Consider the following 21,546-nt stretch of genomic DNA (forward strand, 5'->3'; position numbering starts at 1 on the left):
AGATTCGTTAGTCTGTAAATTTAATTAAATATATGAAAGTATTTTTTTTGGCATGTAGCATCATGCTAAGCGTATTTGGCTCAATAGCCCAAGTAAAAAAGACAAACACCCCAGCCACAACTCTTGCAGGTTATTTAATTAAAGGTAAGATTCATGGAATTACCCATGGAGAAATCTATTTAGCCCATTATTTTGGTTCAACTCAGCAAGTGATTAAAGATACAGCACAAGCAGATGCACAAGGGAATTTTGTATTTCAAGGAAAAGAAGAATTACCTAAAGGTCTGTATTTGATTAGCTTTTCCAAAAATAAATACCTCGATGTCATCATTGGTAATACCAATTTCTCCTTTGAAACGGACACATTGGATCCAATTAATCATATGAAATTTCAAAACACCCTTGAAAACGAAGCATTTTTCAGCTTTCAAAAAGAAATGGGTAAAAGATATGTTGATTTGAGGAAATTGGAAATGGAAAAAAAAGATCCTTCTCAAATTTCAATTATTCGAAAAGAAATCAGTCAGTATCAACAATCGTGGTTCGATAAAAATAAGCAATTGTTTGTCTCTAAATTAGTGAAAGCCACATTTGAGCCTGAAATACCTCCTTTCAAAAAGAAAATTAGTACGTCAAAAGATAGTACCGAGTTTTTCCAATATCAGTTTACATATTACAAAAAACATTTCTTTGATAACCTTGATCTTAACGATGAACGCTTCATTCGTACCCCGTTTTTACAGAAAAAAGTAGAAAAGTATTTTGAAGATTTAGTGGTTCAACAGCCTGATTCCATCATTAAAGATGCTGATATTCTGTTGACAAAGATTAAAAATAGGGATGTTAGACGATACGTCATTTATAAGATTTCTAGTACGTATGAGACCTCCAACATTGTAGGTACTGATGCCGCATTCGCCCACATGGGTGAAAAATACTATGTAGGTGAAGCCGCTTTATGGGATACGACCACCGTTCGCCAAATGAGAGATCGAATCAAAGTTTTAAAACCATTATTAATTGGCAAGCGGATTCCTGAGCTTTATTTAATTGATCCATCAGGTAAACGATTAACAACATCCTCCATTCCAGGAGAATATACTTTGGTGTATTTCTATGATCCAGATTGCAGCCACTGTAAAGAAGAAACGCCTAAATTAATGGCTCAAACGAACTATTTTAAATCTAAGAAAATTTCCGTTTTGGCCACTTCCATTGCTCGAAATAAACAACAATGGACCGATTTTATCAAAGAGTATAAAATGGAATCCATCTATAATGGAGTGGATATACATCTGAATGCTAAGACAGGTAAAGAGGAATACTTTACGGATTTTCTTCACACATTTGATATTTATTCAACTCCAATCATCTACATATTGGATAAAAATAAGCGAATAATTGGGAAGAAAATTCCAACGGATAAAATCCAAGATTTTATCACATTTTATGAAAACCGTCAAAAAGAGCTAGGTATTAAATAATTTGTCGAATAAGCTCAAAAAGGCTGTCATTCACACACAAAGAATGATAGTGGTAGCCTTTGCTAAGTAGTGGATTGATTCGCTGGTCAATAAAGACACTTTGTTGTTTTACTTGTAATAGATTCCACTCTTCAATAGGTAAAGAAAGAACTTGATTCGTCTCAATATCTTTGTATTGTAATATACTACCCGGTGCTGAATCTTGTTGTCTTTCACTTTGATCCCAAACGTGAAGGATTTTAATACTATTTTTATTCGCTTTTATTTCGGAAAGACTCTGTAAAAATAGAGCATAGTCTTGATCGCTGAAAAGTAGGTCAGTTAATATGAAAACAATCTTTCTTTGTCCAATCGCAGCTACCTTATTAGATAAAATAATAGGGAGTTGACTGATTTTTTCCAAAGATTCCCTTTGTACCAAATCTTCTAGCTGCGTATAAATTTCATGTAAATGCCCTTTGGTATTGGATAATGGACTTTCCCAAAGTAGTTCATTGGAAATCCCTAAAATTCCAAATTTGTCTCTTTGCTTTTGTAAAATCTTACATAAAACAGAGATGATTTGGATAGATTTATTGATTTTTTCAAGATTTTCCCTTGGGAAAAACATAGAGGAAGATAAGTCAATGAAAAAGTAAGCACTGATATTTGATTCATCATGAAAGTGCTTGGTAAATAGCTTATCTGTTCGCCCGTATAACTTCCAGTCTACTTGTTTTAAATTATCACCTGTTTGATAAGCTTTATATTCTTTAAATTCAGAGGAATACCCATGAAAGGCACTCCGATGTTTTCCATGATATAGCTCTTGGCTGATTTCTTCTGCTAGGATGGACAAGGAATTATTTGCTTGTTCTTCTGCTACTTTTCTTAGCATAACTAATTTTCTTTTTACGTTTCTTATTCACAGTACCTTTCTTTTTACCTTTAACTAAGTAGGAGCGGTGGCGAATATGTCTTTTTAGGCGGTACTTTTTTTTGTATTTAAGTCTTGTCTTCTGGTAATATTTAGTACTGAATTTGGGACCTGTTTCCATTTCTAAATGCTGATATGGGATAAGCATTTGTTCATTTTCAAATCCTATGATCTTTAAACGTACCTTGGTTAAACCTATTTTACGAATATTTAGTTGTTTGGCACCTATTTCGGTTAGATCGATGATGCGACCCGATTTATAAGGACCTCGGTCATTAATACGAACGATGACCGATTTTTTGTTATTTAAATTGGTCACTTCTACTAACGTATTAAAGGGATATATTCGATGAGCCGCTGTATATTCTTTTCTATTCAAGAGCTCTTGATTGGCCGTTTTATTAGAATAAAAACTACTAGAATAATAGGATGCTATACCATAACTTTCATCTCCCAGATTTTGTGCCTGGACTTGGAAAATGAAGTGGTAGATTAGGGTAAAAAGTATGATCCTAAACGAAGTCATGATGCAACTTATCAAATTACCTGCTTATTGTGCAATTTTTATACCTATAATTTAAGATTATCTAACTTTTGTACAAAAATTACTCATTTTTTGATAGTAAATTTCCTATATATTTTTTGAGTGATTGAGAATAAATAGTAGATTTACGCATTGTAAAACTTAAATACTTATTTAAAGTGGAAGAAAGAGACAGAGAAGAATTGTTTTCAAAAAGAATTCGTGCGGGTAAAAGAACTTATTTTTTTGATGTTAAATCAACTCGTTCACAAGATTATTACATTACAATAACAGAAAGTCGCCGTCACCAGAAAGAAGATGGATTTGTGTATGAAAAGCACAAAATGTTCCTTTACAAGGAGGATTTTGATAAATTCATGGATGGATTGAAAGAAGCAGTAGACCATGTGAAGACGGAATTAATGCCAGATGTTGATTTTACACAATTTAACCGTGATGAGGATGAGTTTGGTGGCTCAGATTTAAAGTGGGAATAAAAATTTACTTGATATTTATTAAAAAGCCGCTGTACAAACAGGGGCTTTTTTAATTTTTAAGCGTATTTTTGCGCTTCATTTTATATAAGCTATGGGATTAACGTGTGGAATTGTTGGTTTACCCAATGTAGGTAAGTCAACTTTATTTAGTGCTATTTCTTCTAATAAAGCAGAAGCAGCCAATTACCCTTTTTGTACGATTGAACCCAACGTGGGTATTGTGACAGTACCTGATGAACGTTTATCCATTTTGGAAGCTCTAGTTAAGCCTCAACGCGTTTTACCTACGGTCATTGAATTTACGGATATTGCAGGATTAGTGAAAGGTGCATCTCAAGGAGCTGGTTTAGGAAATAAGTTTTTAGCTAATATCCGTGAAGTGGATGCGATCATTCATGTGGTTCGTTGTTTTGTCGATGAAAATATTGTACACGTAGAAGGTCGTGTCAATCCTGTTAGTGATAAAGAAATCATTGATATGGAATTGCAGTTGAAAGATTTAGAATCAGTAGATAAGAAGATTTCTAAAACAGAAAGAGCAGCAAAAGCTGGTGATGCCAAGGCTAGACAAGAATTGGCGGCCTTACAGCAGTTTAAAGCTACCTTAGAAGCTGGGAAATCTGCTCGTACTTTGGATATGGATACTGAATTAAGAGCTGCAGCTATTGGAGATTTATATTTGCTAACAGATAAGCCCGTTATTTATGTGGCTAATGTGGATGAGTCAGCTCTAGCTCAAGGAGGTAATGAATATGTAGATCAATTAAGATCCAATGTACAAGCCGAAAATGCTGAAGTAATCGTGGTCTGTGCTGCTTTGGAAGCCCAAATAGCTGAAATCGAAGATTTGGATGAAAGAGCTATGTTTTTGGGTGAATATGGCCTTACAGAATCCGGCCTAAGTAAGTTGATTCGTAGTTCTTATTATTTATTGAATTTGATTACCTATTTCACTGCTGGTGTACAAGAAGTTCGTGCATGGACAATCCAAAAAGGGTGGAAAGCTCCTCAGGCAGCAGGTGTGATACATACCGACTTTGAAAAAGGCTTTATTCGTGCAGAAGTAATTAAATTATCTGATTATGAGGCATTAAAAACAGAACTTGCTTGTAAAGAAGCAGGAAAGATGAGTGTAGAAGGCAAAGAATATGTCGTGCAAGATGGAGATATCATGCACTTTAGATTCAATGTTTAAGGATATAGTAATTTATTGTATCCCAATAAAGAATCATGGCGATCGCCTGGTTTTCTAAAGTAGACTAGTACCTCATAGGTATTTTCAGTTTGTGAGTAATTTCCTTCTAACATATTATTAGGTTTATTACTTACAAACTGGTAGTTATAAATTCCCTGTTTTAAGCGAATTCTCTTCGTATACATCTGTTTGGAAGCATCGTATTCCATGAGATTATCTGGGCTTTTTTCAAATTGATTAAAAGCGCCAACCACATAAATTTGTTCATTAGCCAATTCCTCCATTTTCAATTGGAAAATACACCAGATATAATCTGATGATACACTAGAATTACCATTTTCATAATGGTCAATCACAAAAGAACCATCAAAATCAGGCCTTTGGACATAGGAATAATTCCCTTGAGGTACTTCTAGTTGTGTACTCATTTCTGTAAAGGCATTGGATTGACGGATACTCTCTACAAAAGTCATTTTTTGTTGGGTACTAGATAAATTGATTAACCTGAATTCATTCCCGCCAGGAATCACATTTTCATTATCATAGAAAGGAAAGGTGATTTTTCTTTCTTGTCCATTAATTTGTGCCCTTGGAATTTTATCCAACCAATTTTTAGTCTGGTAATTTTTTCTTAGAATGACCTGTATTGCTTCGTCTGAATTTAACATGAGTTGATTGGGATAAATCAATGTTAAATCAATTGCTTGATGCGTATTGCGGAGATGATTAGGCCTCGCAAAGGAAATTTTTGCGGCCACAGTGATGGCATTTTCATAAACGGAAAAGCGTTTAGTAAATACGGTATCCCGTTTATTTCTTTGTGCATAGACCATGGCTATATAATTGCCACTGATTCGTACTTTAGGTAGTTCTATTTGATAATGTAAATAGGGGATTTTGGTGCCAAAGGAGTTTTTAGGGGATCGAATAGGAACGTCATTAAAATCTTGTAAATACTCAATTTCAGATAAATTAGACGGTTTCCAATCAGCCTGACAATGAATAACTCGAACGTGATATGTCAGGTTTTTCATCACCAAATCATCAAAGCAAATTTGATAATTACCTTGTGTAGCAAGGTCCATTACTGGATTATCGGTAATGATGGTTTTTTCTTCGGATCGACTTAAAATAATGGTTTGAACTTCGTTTTTGAATTTCTTATTCATGATCTGTCCTAAAATGGAGAAATTCATCAATAAAAATAGGAAGATCAAACCATGGATTTTCTTCATGTTAGGCAATTAGGGTTTCCCATTCATTCATCACGACACTTAATTCTTCCGACAGTGATTTTAATTTAACTTCCCAAGTTTTCATTTCTTGAAATTGATTACTTTGGGCTAATTCAGACATTTTTGACTCAATTTCATCCTTTTTGTTTTCCAGTTCCATGATTTTAGCCTCCAATTTTTCAATCTGTTTGGCATTATTTATGACTGGAATAGTAGGTGCAATCGTTTTCTCAATTTCAGGTTTTGGTTTTTCCGTTACCTTTTTATTTCCACTAGGCAATTCTGATTTTCTAGTTTCTTGCCAAGTTTCGAATTCTTCAAATGTGCCCGGATATTCTTTGATTTCATAATCCTCCAAGTACCAAATTTTGTTAGCAATTTGAGAAACAAAGAACCTATCGTGAGAAACAACCACATAACTGCCTTCGTATTGCTGCAATGCTTGAATCAAAATATTCACTGACTGCATGTCTAAGTGGTTGGTCGGCTCATCCAATAACAAGAAGTTAGCCTGAGAAATCAAGACTTTTGCTAAGGCTACACGTGATTTTTCACCTCCTGAGAGCACTTTAATCTTTTTGAATACTTCTTCACCTGAAAATAAGAAACATCCTAGGATACTTCGTAATTCCATTTCAGTTTTTGCTGTTCCAGTGGATTTTAATTCATCTAAGAGTGAATTTTCAACTTGTAAGCTTTCTAACTGATGCTGAGCAAAAAAGGATTCAATCACATTATGGCCTAATCTTCTTTCTCCTTCAATTTTCTCCGTTCCCGAAATAACTCTCAATAAGGTTGATTTACCCTTACCATTCGCACCAATTAAGGCAATTTTATCTCCACGATTTATCGTTGCCGAGGTGTTCTTTAAGATGATTTTTTCTCCATATGCTTTGGAAATTTGTTCCAAAAAGAGGATGAATCGGCCAGGTTGTGTACCAAAATTAAATTTGAAATTAACTTTTGCTTTTTCATCAATGACATCATCAATAATATCAATTCTATCTAATGCTTTTACACGCGATTGAACCTGTTTGGCTTTAGATGCTTTCGCTTTAAAGCGTTCTATAAATCGCTCTGTCTGTCGAATTTGGGCTTGTTGATTTTCAAAAGCTCCTTTTTGTACTTCATTTCTTAAGGCTTTCTCTTCCATGTAAAAGGAAAAATTACCTGGATATAAAGTGATTTTAGCATTGGAAACCTCAGCAATGTGGTCTATGGTTCTATCTAAGAAATACCGATCGTGAGAGACCACAACAATGGAACCCTCATAATCATGGATGTAATTTTCTACCCATTCAATGGACGGTAAGTCCAAGTGGTTAGTTGGCTCATCTAACAACAGTAAAGCTGGTTTTTGTAGTAATAATTTGGCCAACATGACCCGCATTCTCCATCCTCCAGAAAATAATCGTAAAGGTCTAGATAAATCTTGTGTACTAAATCCTAAACCTTCTAATATTTCCTCCGTCTTGGCTTGTATGGTATATCCATCCAAACGTTCAAATTCCTCTTGTAGATTCGCTAAAACATCTATATCCTTATCTTCATAATTGGTTTCCATCTTGTGCAAGACAGCATCAATTTTATGTTGAAGCTCTAATTGCTTGTCGAATGCCTGCATGGCTACTTCCAAGATACTATCATCTGTTTGATAGGATAATAAATCTTGATTGAGAAAACCGATGGTACATTCTCCTGACTTGGAAATATTTCCTCCATCCGGGGAGTATTCGCCAGAAATTAAGCGAAGTAATGTAGACTTCCCTGTACCATTGGCCCCAATGAGACCAATTTTGGTTTTAGGTTTGATGTGCAAATTGGCATTTTCATATAATGCCCTACTACCGAAATAGAAACTTAGATTGGATATGGATAACATAGTACAAAGATAACCAAACCTTTCTAAACCTTAGGTGCAAATGTCAATCGTTTTCTTGCACCTTCTCCACCTAAATAAGAACAAGCCAATAAATCATGGAAACTACCATATTTTACAGGGTCCTTATGGTAGCCCAAAGATTTAGATAGGGCTATGGTTCGGTTATTATCACCCATGGAGAATTCAATATCATCCATGGTTAATTGACATGGATGCTCATAGCCACAAGCATGTGTAATTTCACCAATTTCTTTAATTAGGGTATAGTGGTACAAATAATATCTCTCACTCTTCAAGGTCACATCGATACCGGCTTGCAACCACTTGTTGGAAGTAGCAATTCCTGTTGGGCAATGATTGGTATGGCATTTTTGTGCTTGAATACAGCCAATCGACATCATAGCTTCTCGAGCTATATTAATAGAGTCAGCACCCATAGCAAAGGCCATCAAGGATTTTTCCGGAAATCCCAATTTTCCTGAGGCAATGAAAAAAATGTGTTGAGATAATTCTTGTCTTTGAAAGATTTGATACACTTTGGCAAAAGCAAAAGTAAATGGCATGGATACGTGGTCAGCAAAGGCATGCGGTGCAGCACCTGTTCCTCCCTCTCCACCATCTATGGTAATGAAATCAGGGCCTTTGCCTGTTTTTTTCATATATAGAGCCAATTCTTCCCATTGTTCTAGCTTTCCAATAGCTGATTTGATACCAACTGGCAATCCAGTTGCCTCTGCCATTTTTTCAATGAAATCAACCATTTCTGGGATATTGGAGAATTCAGAATGAAAAGCAGGGGAGAAGGCATCCTTTCCAATAGGTATGTGACGAATATCCGCAATTTCTTTATTGACCTTGGCGGCAGGTAACATTCCGCCTTTGCCTGGTTTTGCTCCTTGTGATAATTTCAGTTCGATGGCTCTTAATCTTGGGTTGGCTTGCACCTTTTCGACTAATTTTTCCATAGAGAATTTACCATCTAAATCCCTAACACCAAAATAGGCCGTTCCGATATTCAATACAATATCAGCCCCCATTTGATGGTAGGGTGATAATGAGCCTTCTCCTGTATTATGAAAACATCCCGCTAAATAGGCTCCTTTATTTAAGGATTCCACAGCTTTGGCAGATAATGAACCATAGCTCATCCCTGAAATATTGACTACCGAATATGGGCGATATGGCCTTTTTCGTTCATGATAGGTTCCTATGACTTTAGCCGCAGGAATAACACCAGGATTAGTTCTAAATGGATGATCCTTGGGGGGATTATATCCCATCATGGCATTTTTTATAAAGATGTACCCAGGAGAATTGAAATCTTGATCACTTCCAAAACCTTGCAAATTATTTTCATTTTTAGAAGATGCGTAAATCCATGAACGCTCTTGTCTGTTAAATGGAAGCTCTTCCCGGTTATTGGCTACAATGTATTGTCGAATTTCTGGACCAATCCGCTCAATCCAGTAACGAATATGCCCCACTACTGGAAAATTGTGTGTGATGGTGTGGTTTTTTTGAATGAAAACGTCTCTTATTATGACGGCGATTAAAATAAGTATGAACCAAAACCAGAAGGACTGACTTAATTCAAGAAGATCATTAGTTTGCATAATTTGATGAAGTAAAATTCGATGAAACGAATATAGCAAAAGAACGTTGGCTAGCTGTTAAAAGTTTTATTCCCCCATAATATTTTTATCTTTGTACTTTGTTTTTAGACTATGCAAGCAGATTTTACCCGCTTACAAAATTTTGTGGCTTCAGTTTTCGAATCCATTGGAGTACCTGAAAATCAAGCACAATTGGCCGCTGAAGTTTTGGTATCTGCGGATGCACGTGGAATAGATTCTCACGGTGTAGCACGTTTGGCAGGTTATGTTCGTTTATTTGATCATGGTAGACTTAATCCCAATCCTAAGATTAAAATTATTCATGAATCTCCTTCTACCGCAGTGATCGATGGTGATAAAGGACTTGGCTTGGTGGTAGCGCCTTATGCCATGGAAATTGCCTGTGAAAAAGCAGAAAAGGCAGGTACAGGATGGATAGCTGTTCGTAATTCGAATCACTTTGGTATTGCTGGTTACCATGCCATGAAAGCTTTAGAGCATCAAATGATTGGTTGGGCAATGACCCATGCTGCTCCTTTGGTCACACCCACGTTTTCTAGAGAGAAATTATTAGGAACTAATCCAGTGGCCATGGCAATTCCTGCATTAACCGAACCTCCCTTTGTGGCGGATTTTGCTTCTACTGCTGTAGCTTATGGTAAATTGGAAATATTACAAAGGAAAGGACTTAATACTCCTGACGGTTGGGTTCAAGATGCAGATGGGAATCCTTGTAATGATGCATTTGCTATCAAAAATGGTGGGGCATTACTTCCACTAGGCGGAGATAGAGAACATGGTTCACATAAAGGATATGCTTTAGGCGCTATGGTAGATATTTTATCAGGTGTATTATCTGGAGCCAATTTTGGACCTTGGGTTCCACCTTTTGCTACGGCAGGTTTTATGTCGGCAGGTGAGACTGTTGGTATTGGTACGGGTCATTTTTTAGGCGCTATGCGCATTGATGCCTTTCGACCTGCGGATGAATTTAGACAAGATATGGATAAATGGATACAGCGATTCCGTTCAGCCCAAGCTGTTGAAGGAAAGAAAGTCATTATACCAGGTGATCCAGAAAGAGAATTAGAAGTGGAGCGTAAAGCCAACGGAATTCCATTATTGGAGCCAGTGGTTGCTGATTTACAAGCTTTAGCCAATCGATTTAATGTACCCTTTAAACTAGCCTAAGATGATTGATAATAAAAAATTCAAGATATTTATTTTAGTGTTTTCGCTTTTAGCGGCTATGTTTTCCTACTATGTTTGGCAGGTATTCAAGACACCGAATTTTGATGTAAAGGTTGATAAACCTTTTGTATTATTAATTCCTAAAGGTGCTAGCTACCAAACAGTTTTGGATACTTTAGACAAACATAAATTAGTTAGAGATCAATTAAGTTTCCGTTTTTTAGCAAAGGTTTTATCTTACCCTGAACGCGTAAAAGCGGGTCGGTATTTGATTTATTCTGAATCCGGTAATTTTGAAATTATTCGAAAGTTGCGAAATGGCCGACAAGATGCCATTCGTTTGGTCATCAATACCTTTCGTTTAAAAGAAGATTTAGCAGGTAAATTGTCCAAACAATTGTCCTTTGATTCGACCTTTATATTCAAGCATTTAGATTCGAATGAATATGTAAGTCAATTTGGATTCAATAAGGAAACAATCCCTTGTATGTTTATTCCCAATACCTACGAAATACTTTGGACTTCATCTTTTGAATCTTTCATGTCCAAAATGAATAAAGAGTATACTAAGTTTTGGACGGCAGAAAGAATTGAAAAAGCTCAAAAATTAGCTTTAACTCCAACTGAAACTGGAATTTTAGCTTCCATTGTAGAAGGGGAAAGTAAAAAATCAGATGAGCAATCTAGAATAGCAGGAGTATATTGGAATCGTTTAAAAACAAGTATGCCATTGCAAGCTGATCCAACCATCGTATTTGCTTGGAAAGATTTTACCATTAAACGTGTTACTGGAAAATATACGGCCATTAGTTCTCCGTATAATACGTATCGATTAACGGGACTTCCTCCGGGTCCTATTTCCATTCCTTCACCTCAAGTAATCGATCGTGTTTTAAATCTAGAAAAGCATTCCTATTTGTATTTTTGTGCTAAAGAGGATTTTTCGGGGTACCATTCCTTCGCTAGCAGTTATGAGGAGCATATGCAAAATGCTAGGAGATATCAACATGCTTTAGACACTCTAAAAATTAAGTAATTATGTTTAGTCATGCAGTAACTTATCGAGTTTGTTATGCCGATACGGATCAAATGGGATATGTTTACTATGGTAATTATGCTCGATTATATGAAATTGCTAGAGTGGAAACCTTGAGAAGTTTAGGAGTTAGTTACAAGGATTTAGAAGAACAGCAAATAGGTCTGCCTGTTTACGAGAATTATTCAAAATTTTTAGCTCCTGCTTATTACGATGAACTATTAACCATTGAATGCACCTTGTTGTCTTTACCCCAGGTTAGAATACAATTTTCTTATCGAATATTGAATTCAAAGCAAGAATTAATCCACGAAGGCAAAACTACCTTGGTTTTCATGGACATGAAACGACAAAAAATGGTGAAGGCCCCTGATTATTTGTTGGAGGTTTTAAAGCCATATTTTTAATATGAGAAAAAGTATACTCCGTGAACTTAAATTAATTTGGAAAGAACTAGAGGAGCATTACGTCTTAGCTAGAATTCTGAGTATTCTATATCAAAAGATATTTCAATTTGACATTGACGTTCGTGCAGCTGCGGTAGCTTATAATTTCACTTTAGCCTTTTTTCCTGCCATCATATTTCTATTTTCATTGTTGGCCTATTTGCCCATAGATAACTTAGATGTCAAGATGATTGGTTTTTTGAAAGGATCAATTCCAAAAAGTATGTTGAAGGATTTGTCCGAACTGGTTGTTGAATTAGTTAGAAACAAAAGGGGAGGAGTCTTGTCATTTGGTTTTATTTTAGCCCTTTACGCTTCTACGAGTGGTATTATGGCCTTAATACGTTCATTTAATTTGACTTACAAAACCAACGAAAATCGAGGTTATATTAAAGAAAGAGTAATTGCTGTTGCTCTAAATTTCCTATTGACCTTTGTGCTTATTACAGCTTTTTTAGTATTTATTGTGGGAAATTTAATTGTTCATAGTTTGGCCAATAAAGGCTTAATTAATTATGACTTCACTTTTTACTTCATTAAAATACTAACCTATTTTGTTATATTTTCTGTATTCTTTTTGACCATTTCCATTATTTATTTTTATGCACCAGCCATTCATAAACGTTGGAAATTTTTCAATGCTGGTTCCATTACAGCCTCTATTTTAACCATTTCCATTACGAATATATTCTCTTATTATTTAGTAAATTTTGCAAGTTACAATAAGGTATATGGCTCCATTGGTTCTCTTATTGCATTGATGGTATGGTTATACTTTTTTGCGCTAATTTTGTTGGTCGGTTTTGAAATCAATGCCAGTATTGATCAAGTGAAAATTGAGGATAATGAACAAGAGCCGAATGATTTCTTTTATCCACCTTCTCGACTAAAAAATGGAAGCTCAATTGATTAAAATTTACGAGAAGAATAATTCACAAGCACTTATTGAACAAGTGGTGCAGGTCTTGAATAAAAACGGAGTAATAATATATCCTACAGATACCATGTATGCTTTGGGTTGTTCTATTCAATCCGCTCAGGCTATTGCTCGTATTTGTGAAATCAAGCAAATCAAACCCAATAAAAATCGATTTTCTTTCATCTGCGCAGATTTAAGCTCTATTGCCAATTTTGCCAAAGTAAGTGATTTTGCCTTTAAAACATTAAAGCGCTATTTGCCAGGACCTTATACCTTTGTTTTACCTGCGAGCTCCAAAGTTCCAGCCGTCTTAGTTCAAGGTAAGAAAACGGTTGGAATTCGTATTCCAAACTATTTACCCATACTAGAAATTGTTAAGGCATTAGGACATCCATTATTAACGACCACATTGCCTCAAGAAGGACTAGAGGTTGAAGATTACACGGATCCAAGTTTGATATTTGACATGTATCAAAATAAAGTTGATCTAGTATTGGATGGTGATTTTGGAGGTTTACAACCTTCCAGTGTAATTGATCTTCAAGATGATGAAACAGAAGTTATTCGTGAAGGAGCAGGCGACTGTTCGGATTTTCTTTAATTCCATTTGATGGAAATATGTTCCGGTTTGTTATGTTTCCATCTACGGTGAGACCATAAATATTGCTCAGGAAATTTGACAATTGATTTTTCTAATCTTCGTGCAAATCTCTCTATAATTTCACCATGGGGTAAATTATCAAAACTTGGTTCAGCCAATAGCTCATAAGTCATCGAATAATGACCTCTTTTTTTACGTATTAATTCCGCAAATACCACGGGATATTGATATTCTCTAGCAAAGCGTTCCATGCCTGTGAAAAATGCCGTCTCTTGATTTAAAAAGGTAGTCCAATAAGCCGTTTCAGGCTTTTGAGGTGCCTGATCTGCAGCCAAACATATAACTCTTGGGATTTTTTTTCTGTCTCGGGTTAAAATAACAGACTCCCTTTTTTCCATTAAAACAATATTCCCGAATCTTTGCCGAACTTGTTTACTAAACTCATTGAAATCGGGATTATTTAGTTTTTGATAGACAATGTCATTGGTGATTTTTGTCAAAGCCAAACGATGTATAGCCCATTCCCAATTTCCCTGATGTCCAGCTACCAATATGACTGGAATTCCTTTCTGTATATAGTTCTGAACTAACTCTTGATTTTTCAACTCTACGCGTTCCAGGACTTGATTTTCCGTTAAAGAAACACCCTTAAAAAACTCCAGTAATTGATCTGTTAAATATCCATAAAATTGGAAGGCTATTTGCTTAATTTCTTTTGCTGATTTCTCAGGAAAAGAACGACTTAAATTACCCAAAATGACCTTTTTTCGATAGGAAATTATACCATAAAATACCCATTTAAGGATATTGGCTATTCCATAAAGAATAAATAAGGGTAATTGTCCTAGTAACTTAAAGAAAAACATCATTTGAATTCTGAACTAATTGGCTTTATTCTATTAATTTTACAAATATCCGATTAATTTTTGGGAATGCGTATTGAGATCCATTATTTACCCAGTATAGAATATTTTACTTTACTTCTTTCCCAAGAGCAGGTTCAATTCGAAGTCTACGAGCATTTCTTAAAGCAAACCTATCGAAATCGAGCACTGATTTTAGGTGCTAACGGAATTGAAACATTAACAGTTCCTATTCAACATATTCATGCAGCTAAAATGCTGATGAAAGATGTACGCATTGACTATGGACAAAATTGGCTTAGGATTCATCAAGGAGCTATTCAGGCTGCATACGGAAAAGCACCTTATTTCGAATATTTTGAGCCATATATCCGTTCTATTTTTGCGAAAAAATTAAATTTTTTAGTAGATTTAAATATTGAATTCATTGAATTGTTCAGTCGAATATTAGGGAGAAAAATGAATTATTCTTTATCTGAATCGTTTGAAATAGAAGATAAAGATGTATTTTGGAATCATATCCAAGCTAAGCAAGATTGGCGAGATAGAAACGTTTATAAGAAATTGGTATATCCCCAATGTTTTGGAAATGTATTTCAACCAAACTTATCCATGTTGGATTTGTTAATGAACCAAGGCAGGGATGCTAATTTGATTTTAAATCAATTGAACAAAAATTGAACAAATAGGACAGAGTTCTTGTTCTCGGCATAAAAATAAATTATATGGAGGCTAAGTTTTCAAATAAAGTGAAAGAAGTAATTTCTCTATCTAGAGAAGAGGCCTTACGTTTAGGACATGATTACATTGGGACAGAGCACCTAATGCTAGGAATGATTCGTGATGGAGAAGGTCCAGGTATTGATTTATTGTTAAAGTCAGGTGTTTCCTTAGACCAATTAAGGCAAAGCATCGAACATTCGACCGCTTCTACCAGTCGTTCATCCTTTGATAAACAAAATATGTTGAACATACCTTTGACCAAACAAGCGGAAAAGGTATTACGTTTGACTTATTTAGAAGCGAAATATTTCAAAACTAATTTAGTAGGTACAGACCATTTATTGATGGCGATTTTACGTGATGAGGATAATGTGGCCACTCAAATTTTAGAAAAATACCAGGTCTATTATGATTTAATCAAAGAAATGGTAGAATTTCAAAATGGTGCCGGTCAAGAAAACTCACCTAAGTCAAGTTCAGATACGGACGACAATGATGATGATAGCCGCTTGTATTCATCTGGATCAGGTGGGTCAGCGGGTTCAGGTTCTTCAGCTTCGTCTGGAACAAAAAGTACAGAGAAAAGTAAAACACCTGTTCTAGATAATTTTGGTCGAGATTTAACAAAAATTGCCGAAAATGGTAAGTTAGACCCCATCGTTGGACGAGAAAAAGAAATAGAGCGTGTTGCTCAAATCTTGTCGCGTCGTAAGAAGAATAACCCAATTTTAATTGGAGAGCCTGGCGTAGGTAAAACGGCTATTGCAGAAGGTTTAGCACTTAGAATCATTCAAAAGAAAGTTTCTCGTGTCTTATTTGGCAAACGAGTAGTTACGCTTGATTTAGCATCCTTAGTGGCTGGCACCAAATACCGTGGTCAGTTTGAGGAGCGAATGAAAGCGGTGATGAATGAATTAGAAAAATCTACTGATGTTATTTTATTTATAGATGAATTACATACCATTGTAGGTGCTGGTGGAGCTTCGGGTTCATTGGATGCTTCTAATATGTTTAAACCAGCTCTTGCGAGAGGTGACATACAGGTTATTGGAGCAACCACGTTAGATGAGTACCGTCAATACATTGAAAAAGATGGAGCCTTGGCTCGTCGTTTTCAAACAGTCATGGTTGATGCAACCACTGTTGATGAAACTATTGAAATCTTACACAACATTAAGGATAAGTACGAAGAGCATCACCATGTGATTTATACGCCAGAATCCATTGTTTCTGCTGTGAAATTATCGGATCGATATGTTTCAGATCGTTTCTTGCCAGACAAAGCCATTGATGTGATGGACGAGGTGGGTGCACGTGTACACATTTCTAATATTAATGTGCCTGCTGATATTGTGGCTTTAGAATCTCAAATTGAGATTGTTAAAAAAGAGAAAAATCAAGTCGTTAAATCTCAGAAATACGAAGAAGCTGCTCAATTACGGGATCGAGAAAAGAAATTAATCGATCAATTGGAGCAAGCCAAAAATATTTGGGAGGAAGAATCTAAAAAGCAGAAATTCACCGTTACCGAGGAACATGTGGCTGAGGTTATTGCTCAAATGACAGGAATTCCTGTTAATCGTGTTGCTGCTAAAGAAGGCGAAAAGTTGTTGTTGATGGAGAAAGAAATGGCCAAGCATGTCATTGGTCAAGCAGACGCCATTAAAAAATTGGTAAAAGCCATTCAACGTACTCGTGTGGGATTGAAAGACCCTAAAAAACCTATTGGTTCCTTTATTTTTCTTGGACCAACGGGTGTCGGAAAAACCGAAATGGCGAAGGTCTTAGCTTCTTACTTGTTCGATAAAGAAGATGCTTTGGTTCGAATCGATATGAGTGAATACATGGAGAAATTCAGTGTATCTCGTTTAGTTGGAGCGCCTCCGGGATATGTTGGATATGAAGAAGGCGGTCAATTAACAGAGAAGATTCGAAGAAAGCCATATTCGGTAGTACTGTTAGATGAAATCGAAAAGGCACATCCAGATGTGTTCAACTTGTTATTGCAAGTGTTGGATGATGGTATCCTGACTGATGGATTAGGTCGAAGAGTTGATTTTAGAAATACGATCATAATCATGACTTCCAATATTGGAGCTCGTGATTTAAAAGACTTTGGTTCTGGAATTGGATTCTCAACGAAATCCCGAATGGATAATGTTGAGGAGCATGCTAAATCAACGATACAGAATGCTTTGAAGAAAGCTTTTGCGCCTGAATTTATTAACCGTTTGGATGATATCATTGTGTTTAATTCATTAGAACGAGCAGATTTACATCAAATCATCGATTTAATGTTGATTAAATTGAAATCTCGTTTGAGCAATTTAGGATATACGGTAACTTTGACGGACAAAGCCAAGGATTATATTGCTGATAAGGGATATGATCCTCAATATGGAGCTAGACCTTTGAACCGTGCCATTCAAAAATACTTGGAGGATCCATTAGCTGAAGAGATTTTAAAAGGACCTCTAGCGGAAAATGAGATTATCGAGGCAGATTTTGAGGAAGGGGCTACAGAAATAGTTCTCACTAGAAAAACCAATTAAAAAGATTAAATTATTTGTATGAAATTAGTTGAAAACAAGGTTGTATTAGTTACAGGAGCATCTAGAGGGATTGGACGTGCGATTGCTACTTCATTTGCTAAATCAGGTGCTAATGTGGCCTTTACTTATTTATCTTCTGTTGAGAAGGGAGAGGCTCTTGAAAAGGAATTAGCTGCTTTTGGTATTCGTGCCAAAGGATATCGTTCTGACGCGTCTCAGTATACGGAATCAGAAGAATTAGTTAATTCAGTTTTGGAAGATTTTGGCTCCATTGACGTATTAATAAACAATGCTGGTATTACACGTGATGGTTTATTGATGCGCATGAGTGAAGAACAATGGGACGAGGTAATTCGGGTAAACCTGAAATCAGTTTTCAATTTGACTAAGGCAGTCATCAAACCAATGATGAAAGCAAAGTCGGGTTCCATCATTAATTTAACGTCAATAGTAGGTATCAAAGGAAATGCTGGACAAGCGAATTATTCTGCTTCAAAAGCTGGTATCATTGGATTTACGAAATCGGTAGCTTTAGAATTAGGATCAAGAAATATTCGCTGCAACGCCATTGCCCCTGGTTTTATTGAAACAGAAATGACGGGAGAGCTCAATGAGGCCACGGTAGTAGAGTGGACTAAAGCTATTCCATTGAAAAGAGGTGGACAGGCAAACGAAGTGGCAAATGTATGTTTGTTTTTGGGTTCTGAACTTTCTTCTTATGTGACTGGTCAGGTATTACAAGTTGATGGGGGCCTATTAACCTAATGCATCCAATTCTCTTGAATTTATGGCTAAGCTCAGTTCCCCTTTGGGTGGGATTGAGCTTAGCTTTTTTTATTGGACTGGCATATTATTGGTTTCAAAATAAGAACCATACTCAGCGACTGATTTACGGTGTACAAGGATTTTTACGAGGTTTGTTTCTGGTAGGAATAGTACTTTGTTTTATTCCATGGAAAATAGTGACGGAGGAGTCGATTAACCTTCCTTCCAAAATACTTTTGATCTTGGATGATTCCCAATCCATGAATCAGGCGTCTTATACTGAATTTATCAATTTGGTAGGAGAGGATGTAAAAATTTTAAATACTTCATCCATTGAACTCAAAGTCTTGGGTTTAAATAAAGCGGTGAAGAACATGGATGAAATAACAGCCCATGGGGAGGCTTCATCTTGGGCTAAAGTACAAGAATGGATTCGGAAGGAAAGTAAAAACTACCACTTGTCCCATGTGTTTTTCGTAACGGACGGACAATTAAGTGAACTAGAAAGTCCAATACATCGCGGACCTAAGATTCATATAATCCCCTTTGGTAAGGAAATTAGCACTCAAAAAATCGGCTTAAATTTCCCCACAAAAACATTGGTTTCTGTGCCTGGAGAGCGTATTCATGTTCCAATTTCGGTTTGGTCTAATCTTAAATTGGGACAAAAATCACCCAATATCCAGGTTTTGAAGGATGGTAAATTGCATCAAACAATAAGAGCACCAGGGGGATTTTGGAAAGATTTTCAACAAGTCGATATCGAGTTAATGGCCAAGGACATTGGCAAGCATAATATTCGAATTCAAATGGAACATGATTCATCTTTGGGTCAAGGATTCACTTGGATAATACAAGAGTTTCAGGCAAAGGTTGAAGCCTTTGCCATAGCACCCAATCCCAATTTGGGAGTTATTAATCGTGTGGCAGAAGATGCTAAAATCAAAATACACTGGAATTTTGGTTCTGACTTTAGGACTTTACCAAATTCCGACAATTACTTGTTTTATGGATTATTATCCAAGGAATTTCCAAAAGATAAATCTGTCTGGTTTTTGAATATTCCAAGTGAAATAAAGAAGGATTGGCCTCAATTTGAAGAATTTACTAAGCTTGGAAACTATTTTCCTAGTATTTGGATGAAATCATCAGATCAAAGAACTAGTCTATTCAGCTCAAATACATCACTTTGGAAAGAACAAATGGCTGAAATGAAAAATTCGGGCTCATTTCGTTTGTTAGATTCGAGTTTGCATGAAATGTTTAAAATTAGTTTTTTAAGACAAGCGGATGATTTGGTTTCTATTGAATTAGCGAAATCGCAGGTTTCAATGGGAGAGGATGTTCTATTTGAAATGAGGCAATTAAACGCAGACTTAATAAATAAAAAAAATATACTAGTTCATTGGAAAATTTCAAGTGCTCATTCCAATAATCAATTTGATCGTATTTTGAGTGAAGCACATCAGATGGTTGATTTCAAGCCGAAAAAGCCAGGGAAATATCAATATCAAGTCAAGTTAAATTACCAAGGTAAAGAAGTTGAATTTACAGGAGAATTTTATGTTTTAGACTCTAACCCGGAAAAATTGCTTGGTCGAAATAATATCGCATTACAAGTTTTAAGCCATCGAGAAGGTGTTGATATAATAGAATCCACTGAAATCAAAAAAATGGTTTTGGATAATAAAGTGGCTTCAAGTGAAGTTAGCATGAAAGAAATAAGTCTTTGGGAGTGGCCGTATTTTGGCGCTTTGATGTTGGGAATTTTAGGGATTGAATGGATTATTCGGAAAAGATTAAATCAACTATGAGGTACATTTTAATTTTATTAATAGTTCTATTGGGATTTTCTTGCCGAAAAGATGTTTTATTGCCCTCGAAACCAGCGGTATATCAAGAAAAATTCGGACAATTATCACCAAGTTTTACGCAAGTAGACTTTGAATTTAGTTATGATACATTGCAAAAATGGATGAAATTACAGCCAGGAAAGACCATCTTTCAAACGGGGTCTGATGCGTCGATTGTTGGTTTTCCCCTGCAAGTGAATATGCTAAATAAGGCTCAAATTCAAGGTAATAATGATCGCTCCATTCAAGTAAAAATACCTATCAGTTTTATTGCAGAGCCGAGTTTATCGGGTTTTTCTGCTGGTAAAGTGAATGGACAAATGGATGTTAGTTTACAGGCTGATGTTATTACGAAGCCCGTTAGTTCATTATCTATTCAACAAATTAAGTATTCCTATCAATGGAAAGAAAAACCCAGTTTACGCGTAGCTGGATTTGGGGTAAATGTTTCTTCTGTAATAGACAGACTCTTAGCTAGCAAGCAGGAACAATTAATTAATCAGTTAACAACCCAAATCAACCAAACGCTTCAAGTGTCCAACTTGGAAAAGATGTTAAATAAGGCCATACATAGTATGCCAGTTGCTGATTTTGTCCTGCATCCTACACTTAGTCAAATCGCTTTAGAAAAATTGGTTTTTGGTTCAACAAGTGTCAGGGGTACAGTTTTTGCCAATTCTTCTTTAGTATTTACGAATGTATTTGACAATCGAGTACTTCAGAAAAATTCAATCAAATTAATCTCAAATGTACCTTCATTCGTGGATTCAGGAGCTCCATTTTCTGTCCAATTAAGTTGGGAGTATTTGAGATCTTTAGTAGAATCCCAGATGAGAATTTGGACCATGCAAGCTAATTTAACTTTGACTTTACAAACAACAGATACCAGATGGATACATTGTACTATTTTGGGATACAAGGGCAAGGCTAGTTCTTTTAGTTTTGATTTTATTCCTGTTTTATTAGAAGATAATAGATTGAGTATTCGTTTGGTATCCAAGGAGTTATCGGGCTTGAGTTTTCCATCAAATTTATTTAAGACACAAGTTGTTCGAAGACTAGAAAGGAATTTAAATCAATTTAATATTGACCCTATGCTGTTTATAGATCGCTCTAAGTGGATGAATAGTGGCATGATAGATTCTGATATGCATATTCGTTTGGATAGTTTACAATGGAATCAGGAGGTCTTGAATGTGGTGGGCAAAATTCAGGGTAAATGGTTGATAAGGAAATAAATACTACCTTTGCG

19 protein-coding genes are annotated in these 21,546 nt (G+C 35.8%); 13 read left to right on the forward strand and 6 right to left on the reverse strand.

The window, feature by feature from the left end:
* Positions 1 to 32: 32 nt before the first annotated feature.
* Complete coding sequence (locus U0R11_RS04475; protein WP_406750069.1) at positions 33 to 1,484, forward strand: DUF4369 domain-containing protein; 1,452 nt, start codon at positions 33 to 35, stop codon at positions 1,482 to 1,484.
* On the opposite strand, the gene U0R11_RS04480 is transcribed toward U0R11_RS04475, so the two are convergent.
* Entirely contained in the window at positions 1,477 to 2,361 is an 885-nt protein-coding gene (locus U0R11_RS04480; RefSeq protein WP_406750071.1) for a DUF58 domain-containing protein, read from the reverse strand. The genes U0R11_RS04475 and U0R11_RS04480 overlap by 8 nt on opposite strands.
* Positions 2,327 to 2,926, reverse strand: coding sequence for a septal ring lytic transglycosylase RlpA family protein (locus tag U0R11_RS04485; protein WP_406750072.1), 600 nt, complete (start codon positions 2,924 to 2,926; stop codon positions 2,327 to 2,329). The genes U0R11_RS04480 and U0R11_RS04485 overlap by 35 nt, the downstream gene beginning before the upstream one ends.
* A gap of 176 nt (positions 2,927 to 3,102) precedes the next feature.
* On the opposite strand from U0R11_RS04485, the gene U0R11_RS04490 reads away from it, so the two are divergent.
* Positions 3,103 to 3,420 (forward strand): DUF3276 family protein, encoded by a 318-nt coding sequence (locus U0R11_RS04490; protein ID WP_109322876.1) that lies wholly within the window; start codon positions 3,103 to 3,105, stop codon positions 3,418 to 3,420.
* 91 nt (positions 3,421 to 3,511) lie between these two features.
* A complete protein-coding gene (ychF, locus tag U0R11_RS04495; RefSeq protein WP_406750074.1) occupies positions 3,512 to 4,615 on the forward strand; it encodes a redox-regulated ATPase YchF in 1,104 nt (367 codons plus the stop codon).
* Here ychF and U0R11_RS04500 read toward each other — a convergent pair.
* The 3 genes from U0R11_RS04500 to U0R11_RS04510 are packed head-to-tail and all read right to left on the reverse strand — an operon-like array spanning position 4,612 to position 9,345.
* Complete coding sequence (locus tag U0R11_RS04500; RefSeq protein WP_406750076.1) at positions 4,612 to 5,850, reverse strand: type IX secretion system plug protein; 1,239 nt, start codon at positions 5,848 to 5,850, stop codon at positions 4,612 to 4,614. The two genes, ychF and U0R11_RS04500, sit on opposite strands and share 4 nt — an antisense overlap.
* Position 5,851: 1 nt before the next feature.
* On the reverse strand, positions 5,852 to 7,732 hold the full coding sequence (locus U0R11_RS04505) for an ABC-F family ATP-binding cassette domain-containing protein (protein ID WP_406750078.1): 1,881 nt from the start codon (positions 7,730 to 7,732) through the stop codon (positions 5,852 to 5,854).
* Positions 7,733 to 7,755: 23 nt separating this feature from the next.
* A complete protein-coding gene (locus U0R11_RS04510; RefSeq protein WP_406750080.1) occupies positions 7,756 to 9,345 on the reverse strand; it encodes an FMN-binding glutamate synthase family protein in 1,590 nt (529 codons plus the stop codon).
* A gap of 111 nt (positions 9,346 to 9,456) precedes the next feature.
* Here U0R11_RS04510 and U0R11_RS04515 point away from each other — a divergent pair, with 111 nt between their 5' ends.
* From U0R11_RS04515 to U0R11_RS04535, 5 genes are read left to right on the forward strand one after another with little or no spacing between them, the layout of a single operon-like run.
* Positions 9,457 to 10,536 (forward strand): Ldh family oxidoreductase, encoded by a 1,080-nt coding sequence (locus U0R11_RS04515; protein ID WP_406750082.1) that lies wholly within the window; start codon positions 9,457 to 9,459, stop codon positions 10,534 to 10,536.
* A gap of 1 nt (position 10,537) precedes the next feature.
* Entirely contained in the window at positions 10,538 to 11,572 is a 1,035-nt protein-coding gene (gene mltG, locus U0R11_RS04520; RefSeq protein WP_406750084.1) for an endolytic transglycosylase MltG, read from the forward strand.
* A 2-nt stretch (positions 11,573 to 11,574) separates the two neighbouring features.
* Complete coding sequence (locus U0R11_RS04525) at positions 11,575 to 11,979, forward strand: acyl-CoA thioesterase (protein ID WP_406750086.1); 405 nt, start codon at positions 11,575 to 11,577, stop codon at positions 11,977 to 11,979.
* A 1-nt stretch (position 11,980) separates the two neighbouring features.
* Positions 11,981 to 12,931, forward strand: coding sequence for a YihY/virulence factor BrkB family protein (locus tag U0R11_RS04530; RefSeq protein ID WP_166374148.1), 951 nt, complete (start codon positions 11,981 to 11,983; stop codon positions 12,929 to 12,931).
* Positions 12,912 to 13,538, forward strand: coding sequence for an L-threonylcarbamoyladenylate synthase (locus U0R11_RS04535; RefSeq protein WP_406750088.1), 627 nt, complete (start codon positions 12,912 to 12,914; stop codon positions 13,536 to 13,538). The genes U0R11_RS04530 and U0R11_RS04535 overlap by 20 nt, the downstream gene beginning before the upstream one ends.
* Here U0R11_RS04535 and U0R11_RS04540 read toward each other — a convergent pair.
* Positions 13,535 to 14,404 carry a lysophospholipid acyltransferase family protein gene (locus tag U0R11_RS04540; protein WP_406750090.1) on the reverse strand — a complete coding sequence of 290 codons (870 nt, stop codon included), beginning with the start codon at positions 14,402 to 14,404 and terminating at the stop codon, positions 13,535 to 13,537. The genes U0R11_RS04535 and U0R11_RS04540 overlap by 4 nt on opposite strands.
* 66 nt (positions 14,405 to 14,470) lie before the next feature.
* On the opposite strand from U0R11_RS04540, the gene U0R11_RS04545 reads away from it, so the two are divergent.
* The 5 genes from U0R11_RS04545 to U0R11_RS04565 are packed head-to-tail and all read left to right on the forward strand — an operon-like array spanning position 14,471 to position 21,532.
* Positions 14,471 to 15,082, forward strand: coding sequence for a WbqC family protein (locus U0R11_RS04545; protein ID WP_406750092.1), 612 nt, complete (start codon positions 14,471 to 14,473; stop codon positions 15,080 to 15,082).
* Between the two features lie 44 nt (positions 15,083 to 15,126).
* On the forward strand, positions 15,127 to 17,676 hold the full coding sequence (locus tag U0R11_RS04550; protein ID WP_406750093.1) for an ATP-dependent Clp protease ATP-binding subunit: 2,550 nt from the start codon (positions 15,127 to 15,129) through the stop codon (positions 17,674 to 17,676).
* Positions 17,677 to 17,694: 18 nt separating this feature from the next.
* Positions 17,695 to 18,441: a 3-oxoacyl-[acyl-carrier-protein] reductase gene (gene fabG / locus U0R11_RS04555; protein WP_406750095.1), complete on the forward strand. Its 747-nt coding sequence runs from the start codon at positions 17,695 to 17,697 to the stop codon at positions 18,439 to 18,441.
* Positions 18,441 to 20,255 (forward strand): hypothetical protein, encoded by a 1,815-nt coding sequence (locus tag U0R11_RS04560; protein WP_406750097.1) that lies wholly within the window; start codon positions 18,441 to 18,443, stop codon positions 20,253 to 20,255. The genes fabG and U0R11_RS04560 overlap by 1 nt, the downstream gene beginning before the upstream one ends.
* The gene (locus U0R11_RS04565) at positions 20,252 to 21,532 is read left to right on the forward strand and encodes a DUF4403 family protein (RefSeq protein ID WP_406750098.1); all 1,281 of its coding nucleotides are present in this window, start codon (positions 20,252 to 20,254) and stop codon (positions 21,530 to 21,532) included. Before U0R11_RS04560 ends, U0R11_RS04565 begins: the two co-directional genes overlap by 4 nt.
* The last annotated feature ends 14 nt before the right edge of the window (positions 21,533 to 21,546 follow it).

Origin of the sequence: Aquirufa salirivi (assembly GCF_045310485.1) — a bacterium.
In the GTDB taxonomy this organism is placed as follows: Bacteria; Bacteroidota; Bacteroidia; order Cytophagales; family Spirosomataceae; genus Aquirufa; species Aquirufa salirivi.